The sequence below is a fragment of the Clostridium acetobutylicum ATCC 824 genome (assembly GCF_000008765.1).
GTDB classification, from domain to species: Bacteria; Bacillota; Clostridia; order Clostridiales; family Clostridiaceae; genus Clostridium_S; species Clostridium_S acetobutylicum.
In genome coordinates, this window is sequence record NC_001988.2 from 1 (window position 1) to 14554 (window position 14554).

Sequence of the window (14554 nt, forward strand, 5' to 3'; positions counted from 1 at the left end):
GATTGTATAATGCAATTATAGCATATTTAGGAGGTATTTAAAATGAAAGAATATAAATATACTGTTATTACAGGAGCAAGTTCAGGGATAGGATATGAGGCTGCAAAGGCATTTGCAAAAAGAGGAAAAAATTTAATTATTATTGCTAGAAGAAGAGAAAAATTAGAAGAGTTAAAAAAGGAAATCTTACATTATAATAGATCATTAAAGGTAATAGTTAAAAGTATTGATTTGTCAATTACATCTAATGTATATAGTTTATATGATGAGCTTAAAAATTATAATATTGAAACTTTAGTAAATAACGCTGGGTTTGGCGATTATAGCAAAGTAAATAATCAAAATTTAGAAAAGGTTGAGTCTATGCTTAGCTTAAATATAGAAGCATTAGTGATTTTATCATCATTATTTGTACGTGACTATGAGAAAATTGAAGGTACACAGCTTATAAATATTTCATCCGCAGGAGGATACACAATTGTACCAAATGCTGTTATATACTGTGCAACCAAATTTTTTGTAAGTTCGTTTACAGAAGGATTAGCTAGGGAACTTATAGAGGCTAAATCTAATTTAAAAGCGAAGGTATTGGCACCAGCAGCAACTGAAACAGAATTTGGTAAAGTAGCAAGTGATGTAAAAGAATATGATTATCAAGAGAAATTTCATAAATATCACACATCAAAACAAATGGCAGAGTTTTTAATTAAATTATATGATAATGATTATATCGTTGGTAAGGTAGATAGAAACAGTTTTAAGTTCACACTACAAAATCCAATTTTTGATTATGCTTAAAAGGTAAATGTAATCTATAACTGTATATAAGGTTACTTTAAATATTAGTATTAGGTATTAGGGTTTAGTACTTATTATAACCCTAATACTTAATACTAATATTATTCTTTAAAATGTTGAATAAAAAAAGAGAAGAAAATGATAAAATCAAAAAAAGTAAACGAACACATTGAGGTATTGTCATTATTGGACAGTGTAAACATTGTTTTTTATAAATTCTCAAAAAACTTAGAATTATTGATTATGTTGAATAATGAAGTGATTTTTTATAGAAAATCTGTATGAATTAAAGTTGTAAGAGTCAAAGAAAAATGATATCTTAGAAGCATGGTATTATATTTAATAAAGTGTAAGGAGCTTTTCTAATAAAAAAGGAACATTAGTTAAAAAATAATGAATACGTTTTATTACAAAAGCAAATTAGAATCGGTATAAATGGGTAAATACAAGATAATGGTGAGAATTTAGCATGGGTGTTGTAATGGTTAATGACGAACGAATATCACATGTTTTTTATAAGCACCATTTAAAATTAAATAAAGTTTCATGGAGGGCTCAATATGAAGAAAAAGAATGTAGTTTTGAGTATTGTCCTTGCACTTGTATTTATATTATTTTATTCAGGTAGTACTTTAAAAGCCGATTCTAATAATGCAGCAATTTCCTATGAAGCACACGTACAAAATATAGGTTGGCAGAATTGGGTTAATGATGGCGCGGAGGCAGGAACAGACGGACAGGCTCTTAGAGTTGAAGCGTTAAAAGTAAAGCTTATAAATGCACCAGTAGGAGCGCAAATTACCTATAGAACTCATGTACAGAACATAGGTTGGCAAAATTGGGTTAATGATGGCACGGAAACCGGTACAGACGGATTAGGGTTAAGAGTTGAAGCACTAGAGATAAAGCTTGTAAATATGCCTGAATATTCTGTACAATATCAGGTACATGTACAAAATGTAGGTTGGCAGAATTGGGTTAGTGACGGAGCTGAGGCAGGAACAGATGGAAAAGGACTTAGAGTTGAGGCATTAAGGATAAAAATAGTTAAAAAAACAGCTGTTCAGGCTATTAGTTTGGATAAAACTTCTGATATGTTAAAGGTTGGTCAAACTGACATATTAAATGCCAATGTTAGTCCTGTAAATGTTGATAACAAAAATTTAAGTTGGACATCTTCAGATTCAAGTATAGTATCTGTGGATTCTAGTGGTAAAATTGCAGCACTTAAAAAGGGAACTGCGATAATTACAGTAGTATCTCCCGATGGAGCTAAAGCTAGTTCCTGCAAGATTACTGTAAATTCTGGAGATTTAGGAGTAACCTACGAAACGCACGTACAGAATATAGGTTGGCAAGATTGGGTTTACGATGGGAACGAGTCAGGGACAGAAGGAAAAGGGCTTAGAATTGAAGCTTTAAAAATGAATCTTGTAAATGCGCCTTCAGGGGCACAAATTACCTATAGAACATATGTACAAAATATAGGTTGGCAGGATTGGTCTAGTAATGGAGCTGAGGCAGGAACAGAAGGAAAAGGCTTTAGAATTGAAGCACTAGATATAAAACTTATAAATATGCCTGAATACACTATTCAGTATCAAGCTTATGTGCAAAATGTAGGCTGGCAAAATTGGGTTTCTGACGGAATTGAAGCTGGGGAAGCTGGAAAAGGACTTAGGATTGAAGCTTTAAGAGTAAGGCTTGTGAAAAAAGTGCATGTGCAGGCTATAACTTTACAAAAAGCTGATGCAAGTTTAAATATTGGAGATGTGTATAGTTTAGTTGCAACAATTTCACCAATTGATGCTACTAACAAAAATATCAAATGGACTTCTTCTAATGAATATGTTGCAAGCGTAGATGATAATGGAAATATTAAGGCACTTTCCATTGGAACTGCTGTGATAACTGCAGCTACGGAGGACGGAAATAAGACCGTTTCTTGTAAAATTATTGTAAATAGTAGTAATAAGGAAGATACTCAGGCATTAGAAAAAGCAAAAGATATTTTAGCTCATATAATAAAACCGGATATGACACAGGTTCAAAAGGAACTTGTAATCCATGATTATATAGTAGCTAATACAAAATATGATAAGGATATATTTCATACATATGATGTACCTTATAGTGTTTATACGGCCTATGGTGTGCTTATAAATCATGAAGCTGTATGTGCAGGGTATGCAGAAGCTTTTAAGCTAATGTGCAATATAGAAGATATTCCTGCAAACACTGTAGTTGATTATAATATTAATCATGAATGGAATATTGTTAGATTAGATGATGGAAATTATTATGAAGTAGATACTACGTGGGATGATCCTATATATTTTGATGAAAATAAATCAGATGTAAGCCATAGATACTTTAATTTATCTGATAAGCAAATGCTTGCAGATCATTCTATTAATAAGGGCGAATGGGATTCAAAGGGTTATCCAAAAGCGGCAATTGATAATAAAGAATTTTATTCAATCACAGATGATTCATACGATAGTAATATGGTTTATACAAGCTATGCGGGAAAGCTTTCGGGAGTTGATTCAGAGGGTAATGTTAAGGTTATAGCTAATGATGATGCAAGAAATATTATTTATTACAATGGACTCATATATTATATAAGTAATGATTCAATATATAGAATAGATACCAACGGTCAAAGTAAAGTACAAATAGCAAGAAATGCTTCTAAAATGTATATATATAATGGAGATATTTATTATCTTGGAGATAATGACTGGGCTATTCACAGGGTTAAAATAGATTGGAAATATAATAACAATGATAATAGCATATTAGCATATACTTGGAGTGCTAATTATTTCATAAATGATGGATACTTATATTATGAAGCTAATGATCATTTAGGTCTCCATAAAATTAATTTAAGTACTCTATCTGATCAAGAGATATTAAAAGTATCCGATTACAATGTTACAAATTATAAGGATTATATATATTATAAGGATTCTAATAAGCTTTATAGAGCCGATTTAAATGGTGATAATATAAAACTTATATCAAGTAATATTACACAATGGATGCAAATATATATGAATTATATATATTATAGTAATGATGATATCACATGGTATAAGATGGATCTTGATGGAAGCAACTTAACTAATTTACTAATTTAAAAAGATTGGGGAAACCCAATCTTTTTAATATTTATATATAATTAATTGTATTGGTATGTAGGACATTTATATAAATATGCTTTTTCATGCATTTTTATATAAAGATAGTGCCATAAGAAAACGATATAATTAAAAAATAAATAAGTTTCATGGAGGACTTAAATGAAGAAGAATGTATTATTAACTATTGTCCTAATATTTATGCTTGTAATCTCATATTCAGGCGGCGATTTTAAAGCAGATACTAACGAAGTAGGAGTTTCCTATGAGACGCATGTACAAAATGTAGGGTGGCAAAACTGGTTTAGTGATGGTGTTGAGGCAGGAACTAATGGTCAAGGACTTAGGATTGAAGCCTTAAAAATTAAGCTTGTAAATGCACCAGTAGGAGCACAAATTTCCTATAGCGCACATGTACAAAATGTAGGCTGGCAAGACTGGGTTAATGACGGAGCTGAGGCAGGAACTGATGGAAAAGGTCTTAGAGTAGAAGCTCTTAAGATAAAACTTGTAAATATGCCAGATTATACAGTTCAATATCAGGCACATGTACAAAATATAGGCTGGCAGAATTGGGTTAGTGATGGAGCTGAAGCTGGAACAGACGGCAAAGGATATAGGGTTGAAGCCTTGAGAATAAAGATAGTTAAAAAGGTAGCCGTTCAAGCAATAACATTAAATAAAGCCTCAGATGAATTAAAGGTGGGACAGACAGATCAATTAAGTGCAGCCTTTAATCCAACAGATGCTACTAATAAAAATTTAAGTTGGACATCTTCTGATGCAAGCATAGCTTCTGTAGATTCTAGTGGCAAAATTACGGCGCTTAAGCAGGGAACTTCAATAATTACAGCAACTACAGAGGATGGAAGTAAAACAGCTAATTGCAGTGTTACTGTTAACCCTGGCGATTTGCAAATTTCATATACAACACACGTACAGAATGTAGGGTGGCAAAACTGGTTTAGTGATGGTGTTGAAGCAGGAACTGATGGTCAAGGACTTAGGATTGAAGCCTTAAAAATTAAGCTTTTAAATGCGCCAGCAGGAGCACAAATTACATACAGAGCGCATGTACAAAATGTAGGCTGGCAGAATTGGGTTAGTGATGGAACTGAGGCAGGAACTGACGGCAAAGGTCTTAGAGTTGAAGCACTACAAATAAAACTTGTAAACATGCCAGATTATACAGTTCAATATCAAGCGCATGTGCAAAATGTAGGGTGGCAGAATTGGGTTAGTGACGGAGCTGAAGCAGGAACTGATGGAAAGGGATACAGGGTTGAAGCATTAAAGATAAGGATAGTTAAGAAGATAGCTGTTCAATCTATAACTTTAAATAAAAATTCAGATGAATTAAATGTAGGACAAACAGATCAATTAAGTGCAGTTTTTAATCCAACGGATGCTACTAATAAAAATATTAAGTGGACTTCTTCTGATAATTATGTGGCTACAGTAGATAGCACTGGAAAGATAACGGCAGTTTCTGGTGGAAATGCAGTGATAACAGCAACAACAGAGGATGGAAGTAAAACAGCTAACTGCAGTATTGTTGTAAACAGCACTGATTCAAAAGATAATCAAGCACTAGAAAAGGCTAAAACTGTCTTAAACACAATAGTACAGCCTGGTATGACGCAGGTTCAAAAGGAGCTTGCAATCCATGATTATATAGTAACTAATACTCAGTACGAAACGGCTGTTTTTACAAGCGATAATGTTTCTGATGATATATACACTGCCTATGGGGCACTTATAAATCATAGAGCTGTATGTCAAGGTTACGCAGAAGCTTTTAAGATGATGTGTAATTTAGTAGGAATTCCAACAGACATAATAGAGGACTTTAAGCTTGATCATGCATGGAATATTGTTAAATTAGATGATGGAAATTACTATCAGGTTGATACTACGTGGGATGATCCTGTATATGGAGACGATACTTCCTTAAGTATAAGCCATGAATACTTTAATTTGTCAGACAGGCAAATGTTTGCGGATCATACCATTGATAAAGATAAATGGCATTATCCTAAGGCTGCAGTTGATAACAGCGAGTTTTATTCAATTTCAGGAGATTCATATGACTCAAATGTGGTTTACACTAATTATAATGGTAAGCTTTCAAGTGTAGATTCAAGTGGAAATATGAAAACCTTGAATGATGATCCATCAGCAAGTATTAATTATTATAATGGATCAATATACTATTTAAGTGGTTCTTCAATATATAAGGTAGATACTAATGGACAAAATAAAGTGCAAATAGCAAGTGGAGATATACGTAAAATGTATTTGTATAATGGAGCTATTTACTACCTTGATGCTAATGATTTTTCTATTAACAAGTTAGTTTTAGATGGAACCTATAAAAATAAAAAAGTGATTGGCATTACTTGGAACAGCAGCTATTTTATAAATAATGGATGTTTATATTATGAAGCATATGATGATGACTATCTCCATAAGGTTGATTTACAGTCACTTACAAATACTAAAATATTAACAGTATCTGATTATTATGTAACTAGTTATAGTAATTATTTATTCTATAAAGATTCCAATAATCTTTATAGAACAGATCTAAATGGTGGAAATTCAAAACTTATTGTAAATAATATTACAGATAATTTTATTGATATATTCGAAAATTATATCTACTATAATGACAGTAATAATATTTGGTATAAGATGAATCTTGATGGAAGCAATTTAATAAAATTAATGTTTTAAAAAGAAGGCTGCAAAACTATTTTTGGTTTTGCAGCCTCTTTTTATTAAGTTAAAATCACATAAAGTAAATAATGAATTTACTCAATTATTAATTGATTTTTGAAAAAACACAAGGAGATTTAACTATTTTGACAAAAAGATTAATATGTGCAAGGCATGTAAATACAAGGATTAAAGCCTATAACTAATAAAAACAAAAGTTTTTAAAACACAAAAAATAAAAAAATGCAAGTTGCTAATTTATCAAGAAAAGCATTAAAAACATTAGTATTTTAGCAAAATATAACCTTTTTTTAATAAAAATTGAAATTGATTTTATCACAAGATGTAAGTATAATTATTTACATAATAGTATTGCAATTCTATAAATGTAAAAAAATAAAAGAGAAGGTGTATTTTATGAAAATTAAAACAATTACTACAAAATTATTAATGTGTACATTTACTATAAGTTCAATATTACTGCCAACTACAGCTTTTAGTGCACAGGCAAAAACAAAAGCTTTACATCCACTTGGACTTAGAACTCTTCATGAAAATATTAAAGGAATGAAGAAGGCTCCTAAAATATTTGGTGCAACTAAATTAGCACGATCTGTAGATTTATCAAGCAGATTTCCAAGTGTTAAGGATCAAGGATCATTAGGAAGCTGTGTTACATTTGCGACGACTTATGCTAAGACATATGAAGAGAATCAGAATAGAAATTGGGGAGTAAATGTTCCAAGCCATTTCTTCAGTCCTTCATACATCTACAGTCAAATACATTCAGATAATTCTGCTGATGGTGGTGGAAGCCAGTTTAGTGATGCTTTCAATCTTATTGAAGAACAAGGAGATACATCAATAACTGATATGCCATATGATGGTTCAGATTATGGATGGGAAACTCAACCAACAGCAGTACAAAGAGAACATGCAGCTCAATATAAAGCTACTGATTGGCAGCAACTTGATAGTGGAAATTATTCAGAAATAAAACAGGAATTAGCAAAAGGAACTCCTGTTGTTATAGGAATAGATGTTTATCCTGATTTTGATAATATTTCACCAAGCAACCCTGTTTTTGATGTTATATCAGGTGATGATAGAGGTGGACATGCCCTTTGCGTAGTTGGTTATGATGATAGTAAACAAGCTGTTAAAATAATAAACTCTTGGGGTACAAACTGGGGAATAAACGGATATGGCTGGATTAGCTACAAGGTACTTCAACAAGAAAATTCAGATGCATATGTTTTACAGGATTAGTGTATTAGGTTAGCAATATAATTAAAAACTGTGTGAGGAGATATTTCTATAAAATATCTCCTCACATGGTTTTTTAATTATATGATACTTATTATCCCTAGCAGAGTAATTCAATTGGCTAGTTCATTTAAAATTGAGATTTATCTCCATAATCTGAACGATATACACCATTTAAACCAGCATATTTACCTATTTCAGATAACTCTTTTATAATATTTTCTTCGTTAGATGAAAAATGTAGTCTTTCTGTATAAGCTGTAAAATATATGTATTTAATTAATCTATTTATCAAAGGAATATTTTTTTCATCAGATGAATCTAGCTTTACATAAACTTTTAATAATACCTCTTTAATATCATCAAAATTGCTTTTTTTTGATTGTGAAATACTGTTATATAAAGAATGTACTAAATCTTTAGAGCTATTAATTAATATCACCACCTTTAAGGCAAATTATATATAAAAACCAATGTAATGTAAATATTAATATTATAGGGTCTATACTAGTACAAAGGGTTAGGGTTAATAATTAATATTAACCCTAACCCTTTGTACTACACAAGTTCTATAACAATATTGTAATCATCTGCAATGTAGGTTCCATAGGTTATTTCGACAGGAACACCATCTGAATATCCATATTTGGTTTTAAGAAGCATTGCTCTATCATTACTAAAACCAAATACTTCTTTATCCTTGGCGGTAGATATTTTAGCAGATATTACTTCCTTAGCTGAAGTTATATAAAAGCCCTTCATTTCCAAATACTTATAAAAGGAACCTGTAAAATCGTCCTTTAATGATGCACCAACCTTAGGGCTTATATAATTGTGGTATATTGTTATTATTTTTCCTTTAGATTCCACTGAACGTTCTAACATTATAACATTATCACCCGGATTAATGTCAAACACTTCTGCTACGTCCTCACTTGCTTTAACGTTGTTTACACTTATAAGGGTTTTTGTGGTCTTATCGTATTCGTCTTGAAGCTGCTTAAAAGAAGATTGCATTCTTGTAGAAAAGCTTGTTTTGTCCCTTTTTACGATAGTACCTTTACCCCTTTGCCTTAGTATATATCCATCTGTCATAAGTCTATTAAGAGCTTGTCTGACAGTTATTCTAGATACGTTAAATTCATCTGCAAAGCTCATTTCAGAAGGAAGAGTACAGCCTATTTCGTATTCTCCATCCTCTATCCTTTTTTTTATTATGTTTGCCATTTGACTCCAGAGAGGTTTAGCTCCGCTGCTGAAATCAAGTTTCATTTTTTTTCACCTCGATTTATAATTTGTATATTCTCTTAGTATTATTGGCTTTATTATTTCAGTATACCTATTATAGCCTGTTTCTGTCAAATGTAAACCATCATTAGATAATTCTTTTTTTATGTTTTTAGAGGCTTCATCAAATAGTGAATCAAAAGCTTTTTTACTTTGAAGAAAATTAAACCATAAGGATTGGGGATTAATATTTTAATACTACCTCTAACTACTAAATTTAACTTTTGTTTAAAGAAGTTCTGACCACCTGTTAATAAAGGAATTATTATTTCCCAGATTAAAAGAATGACTAGGAAAATTAGTAATAGCAAATCCAGAATAAATATGAATATTTATGCATTAAAATACAATGGTTTTTTGTTATAGAAATAAAGCTTAATATTACTTTTTGTATTAATATTAAAAATACGTACTAAATATTCATATTACATATTAGGGCTGGTATTAATATTTAACCCTAGTATGTAACCCTGGGGTAATTGAATTATGTAATAGTCTTCTAGATGTACTTGTTAAGATACCTATAGAATTTGATAAAGTAAATTTTTAAGCTTATTTTATATTACTTGAAATTGGGAAAAGTAATATATACTAGACTAAAAGATATTCATTTCATTATATCGAAAAATATTAAATTTTAAATTTTTTTGAGGTAAAATGGAGAAAAGTTATCCTTTTATTTTTTAGAAAGAAGAAGGTATGGGTTTTGTTTATCAATTGGCATATTAGAAGCTTTATGGAAAATTGTAATATAATGTATGGTTTGCTATAATTGATACTATTCAAATGGTGGAGGGATATGGGAATGATTAGTGCAATTATAGTAGATAATGAAGTATTATCCGCAAATAATTTGTATAATATACTTAAAGAAAATAGTGAATTTAACATAAAAGCAAGGGTTAATAGTGAAGAAGAAGCTCTTTTAGAATTAGAGAAAATAAAGGTAGATATTATATTTATAAATATTGAAATGCAGGTAGTGGAGTTTGTAGCTAAAGCACGTGAAATAAATGATAAGGTAAAGATTATTTTTATTACTGCATATACAAAATACTCAAGTGATTCTAATATGCAGTATCTTATTAAGCCTGTAACCAAGGAAAAGCTTAATAAAGTTATTTTAAAACTTAAGCCTAACAATGAAAGTAAAAGTGAGGAGAGCTGGGATATAAAGGTTAGCTGTTTTGGTAAATTTACAGTACAAAATAGACAAGGTACTATAGCTAAATGGATAACAAAGAAGGCTGAAGAATTATTTGCATTATTGATAGATCAAAAAGGAAAGGCTATAAATACAAATAAGATAATATATATGTTATGGAGGAATTTTGATACTACTAAAGCTACTGTAAATCTTCATACAACTGTGTACAATATAAAAAAAGCACTTTCAAGGCTTAATGCTCAAGAGGTTTTTATTTGTTCTGATGGATTTTATAAAGTTGATGTAAGCAAAATTAAGTGTGATGTTTGGGAGGTTATTAGTAAAATCAGGACTATAAGTAGGCGAAATTTAACTATAGATGAGGTTGGAGAAAGCATAAAAATTATTGAAGATGGTTATTTTAAGGAAAATTATTTCGATTGGGCAGAAGATAAAAATAAGTATTTTGAAAGCGTGTATTTAAAGCTTATTTTTATAAAAGCAAAAGAGTGTAAAAAGAGTAGGAATTTTAATGAGGCAATTGAACTTATAAGAATTGGACTTAAGGTGGATGAACTAAATGAGAGCTTTAATAAAGAGTTAATAAGGCTTTTAATGTTAGTTGGCGATGAAATTGAAGCTATAAAGCATTACAATTTTTATAAAAGAAAGTTAAGAAAAGAGCTTGGCATAAACGTTGATTGTAAAATTTATGAATGGATAAAAAGCTAGAAATTAAACTTTTTAAATACTATGTAAATATGGAGGTATGTAATAATGAGACATAGCAAACTAAAGGATTTTCCAAAAGATTTTCTTTGGAGTGCATCAACTAGTGCGTATCAGGTTGAAGGTGCATGGAATGAGGACGGAAAAGGGATGTCGGTGCAGGATGCAAAAACTTCACTTCCAGAAGGAACAAGTGATTTTAAGGTTGCCAGCGATCATTATCACCATTTTGAGGAGGATATTGCTTTTTTAGGAGAAATGGGACTTAAAGCCTATAGGTTTTCAATTTCTTGGACCCGAATAATTCCAGATGGTGATGGAAAGATAAATACAAAGGGTGTACAATTCTATCATAAATTAATTGATGCTTGTTTGAGTTATAACATAGAGCCAATTGTAACTATGTATCATTTTGATCTTCCTTTTGAATTGGAGAAAAAAGGTGGTTGGAATAATAGAACTACTATTGATGCATTTTTAAAATTTAGTAAGATTTTGTTTGAACAATACGGCTCGAAGGTAAAGTATTTCTTAACTATTAATGAGCAGAACATGATGATTCTTCATGGAGCTGCTATTGGTACGTCTAAAGGTTCTGGTATAAATATATGGAAGGAATTATATCAGCAAAACCACAACATGTTAGTTGCACAGGCAAAAGCTATGGAATTATGCCATAAACTTTGTCCTAATTCTAAAATAGGTCCTGCGCCTAATATAGCTTCAATATATCCAGCATCCTCAAAGCCAGAAGATTACCTTGCTGCACAGAATTTTACAGCTATAAGAAATTGGCTTTATCTTGATATGGCCGTTTTTGGAAGGTATAATTCAACAGCGTGGTCATACCTTGAGGAAATAGATGCTGTGCCAAAAATAGAAGAAGGAGACATGGAGATATTAAGAAATGCAAAACCAGATTTTATAGCTTTTAATTACTATAATACAGCTACAGTTAAAGCAAATAATGATGCTAAAAAGGTACAAGATTCAAGTGGAGATCAACAATTAGCAGTTTTTGAAGCAGGAGTATTTGAAGGAGTCCAAAATCCTAATCTTGAAAAGACGGAATTTGGGTGGGAAATAGATCCTGTTGGTTTTAGAATAACTTTAAGAGAAGTATATGATAGGTATAATCTTCCAATTATAGTAACTGAAAATGGTCTTGGAGCTTTTGATAAGTTGGAGGATGGAACAGTTCATGATGATTATAGAATTGAATACTATAAGAAACATTTGCATGAAATAAAAGAAGCTATTACAGATGGTGTGAAGGTATTTGGGTATTCTCCATGGAGTGCAATTGATCTTGTTTCAACACATCAAGGAGTCACTAAAAGGTATGGCTTTATATATGTAAATCGTGATGAATTCGATTTGAAGGATTTAAAGAGATATAAAAAAGATAGTTTTTATTGGTACAAGAAGGTTATAGAAGAGAATGGGAATAACTTATAAAAAATAGAGTATTGATGTAGAGCCTTATGGGTTTTACATCAATACTTTATTTTTTAAGACTTATTTGTGATTGTGTGGTATAAATATATTAAGATAAAATAATATTAAAAGTATTAAGCTTTTATTGGAGGAATATAAACCTATGAAAAAAGATTTGAAGTTATCATTGATTTCTAGTTTGATTTCAACTATTGTTTTTGTTATAGCAATAAATGTATTTGGGAAGGCAAAAGGTTTTGGGGCATCTATTATTTTAGCAATTGTATTTTTTGTTCTATTTTTTGCTTTTGAATTTATATTTACAAAGATATTTGGTGGAAGGCTTTAGTTTTATTAATTTTACAAATACAATTTTTTTCTGCATTGACCTTTGGTAGATATTGAGCTATACTTTCCAGTAAAGGAAATGTCAATAGTGGAAAACTTTGTACTGTAAAGTTAATTTTTATAAGGGGGAAAATAGCAAATGAAAAAGAAAAAAGATGAAGAAACAGCAATTAGCCTATTTAATACTTTTAAAAGTTTGATTTTGGAAAAGAGTTCACAAAATAATGGATATTCTAAAGTTATAGACATTTTAAATCGTGCGATTGAACGCGTTGCAAAGGGAAGTCAAACACCACAAATGGAGGCACGATCAGTATTTCAAAACACTTGCACAATGTGTCTTGTAGAAAAAGTAAAATTAAATGAAGAAGAAGCTGCTGCTTTAAAGGAAATAGACCATTTCTCACATTCGAAAGGCATTTGGGGAGAAATGAATAATTTGAATATTTCAAATATGTGGCCCAGTAATTAATTTTTAACAAAATCATAAAGATTAAGTTCTAAGAAGAATGATTTGGAGATCTTCGGATGTTACGACGTTATAGTATTAAGTTTATGACTTTTTATAATTATTCCAAAGTTTCATAGTTGGAGTTAAGGTATTAAGTATTTCAAGGTGGCTTTTATTACTTATTACTTTATTAATTAATCCATCCAGAAATTTGTTATCCAAGTTTTTGACTATTAAATCTATATTATCATCATTTAAGTTCTCTAAAAATCTTCTTAGAACAAGCGAATTATTATAGTTTTCAAATAAAGGTTTTGCAAGTTCATCATATTTATCTAAATTGCATATATCATAAGCTGAATAAACACCTGTTAATATTGATGCAAACTGTCCAAAACCAAGACCAGGAGAAATTGTTCCAAAACAATTTCCAATAAAATATGTATTATCAATTATTGAATTGTTACATATTCCAATCATATATTTTGTAATCTCGAAGTTATCAGTTATTCTAAAATTTTGGTCTAAATCCTTACAAGCCATATTATAAAATGTTTCCCACATAGTATTTAAATCTAACTTTATATTGTTTGGATAATCGGGATAAGCAATAACTAAATTAGCTTCTTTTTCTGAAAAAGGTATCAACCAACCGTAGCCTTTTGGTATTACATCGTAATTAAACCAGGAATGAGCAATACTTGTAAGAAATTCACCTTCAATCGTAACACCTTTTATAGTACTCGTAAGGTCGCACTTATAATTACCTAAGTTAGTGGAATAAGCTCCATCTCCAGTTGCTAATATTACGTACTCAAATTCTTTACATAATTGTTCATAGTCGTAAGTAGAATTAAAGTTTATTTTAGTTTGTAACTGTTTTTCTAATTGGCATTCATAAGAATTTTCATGTCTGCCCCTAATGTTCACATATCCCATAGGTCCATCAATGCTTCCTACTTCATTTTTGGAATGAAAAACTAACTTTCTAATCATATCTGTGGGAGTTAAACTTATGTCGTAATTTTCTTTTATGTATTTTAAGCCATCTTTAATAGGTCTATTTAGTATACTAAAAGTAGCTTCTCCATTAATAAATCTATCCCCAACACGGTTTCGTTTTTCAAAAACAATTGGTTTAATTCCATGCTTTTCTAATGTTATAGCGCAAGATAACCCAGATATTCCTGCACCCATAATAGCAACATCCATAATAAATACCTCCTA

Annotated in this window: 11 protein-coding genes; 8 read left to right on the forward strand and 3 right to left on the reverse strand. The window is 30.5% G+C overall.

Annotated features, from left to right (window positions below):
- The first annotated feature begins 42 nt into the window (after window positions 1-42).
- The 4 genes from CA_RS19230 (at window position 43) to CA_RS19245 (ending at window position 7931) form a co-directional block, all read left to right on the forward strand.
- Complete coding sequence (locus CA_RS19230; protein WP_010890687.1) at window positions 43-798, forward strand: SDR family NAD(P)-dependent oxidoreductase; 756 nt, start codon at window positions 43-45, stop codon at window positions 796-798.
- A gap of 560 nt (window positions 799-1358) precedes the next feature.
- A complete protein-coding gene (locus tag CA_RS19235; protein ID WP_010890688.1) occupies window positions 1359-3944 on the forward strand; it encodes an Ig-like domain-containing protein in 2586 nt (861 codons plus the stop codon).
- 162 nt (window positions 3945-4106) lie between these two features.
- Entirely contained in the window at window positions 4107-6680 is a 2574-nt protein-coding gene (locus tag CA_RS19240) for an Ig-like domain-containing protein (protein WP_010890689.1), read from the forward strand.
- A gap of 399 nt (window positions 6681-7079) precedes the next feature.
- Entirely contained in the window at window positions 7080-7931 is an 852-nt protein-coding gene (locus CA_RS19245) for a C1 family peptidase (RefSeq protein WP_014519092.1), read from the forward strand.
- A 127-nt stretch (window positions 7932-8058) separates the two neighbouring features.
- Here CA_RS19245 and CA_RS19250 read toward each other — a convergent pair whose 3' ends face one another.
- Together CA_RS19250 and CA_RS19255 are read right to left on the reverse strand one after the other, a co-directional pair.
- Window positions 8059-8373 (reverse strand): bacteriocin immunity protein, encoded by a 315-nt coding sequence (locus CA_RS19250; RefSeq protein ID WP_010890691.1) that lies wholly within the window; start codon window positions 8371-8373, stop codon window positions 8059-8061.
- Between the two features lie 113 nt (window positions 8374-8486).
- Window positions 8487-9200, reverse strand: coding sequence for a GntR family transcriptional regulator (locus CA_RS19255; protein ID WP_010890692.1), 714 nt, complete (start codon window positions 9198-9200; stop codon window positions 8487-8489).
- A gap of 820 nt (window positions 9201-10020) precedes the next feature.
- Here CA_RS19255 and CA_RS19260 point away from each other — a divergent pair.
- The 4 genes from CA_RS19260 to CA_RS19275 all read left to right on the forward strand — a co-directional run bounded on the left by CA_RS19260 (window position 10021) and on the right by CA_RS19275 (window position 13348).
- The gene (locus CA_RS19260) at window positions 10021-11094 is read left to right on the forward strand and encodes a response regulator (RefSeq protein ID WP_014519094.1); all 1074 of its coding nucleotides are present in this window, start codon (window positions 10021-10023) and stop codon (window positions 11092-11094) included.
- A 45-nt stretch (window positions 11095-11139) separates the two neighbouring features.
- Entirely contained in the window at window positions 11140-12549 is a 1410-nt protein-coding gene (locus tag CA_RS19265; protein WP_010890696.1) for a glycoside hydrolase family 1 protein, read from the forward strand.
- A 142-nt stretch (window positions 12550-12691) separates the two neighbouring features.
- Complete coding sequence (locus CA_RS19270; protein ID WP_043943646.1) at window positions 12692-12877, forward strand: hypothetical protein; 186 nt, start codon at window positions 12692-12694, stop codon at window positions 12875-12877.
- 138 nt (window positions 12878-13015) lie between these two features.
- Window positions 13016-13348, forward strand: coding sequence for a bacteriocin immunity protein (locus CA_RS19275; protein WP_010890697.1), 333 nt, complete (start codon window positions 13016-13018; stop codon window positions 13346-13348).
- A gap of 81 nt (window positions 13349-13429) precedes the next feature.
- On the opposite strand, the gene CA_RS19280 is transcribed toward CA_RS19275, so the two are convergent.
- Window positions 13430-14539 (reverse strand): NAD(P)/FAD-dependent oxidoreductase, encoded by a 1110-nt coding sequence (locus CA_RS19280; RefSeq protein ID WP_010890698.1) that lies wholly within the window; start codon window positions 14537-14539, stop codon window positions 13430-13432.
- Window positions 14540-14554: the final 15 nt, after the last annotated feature.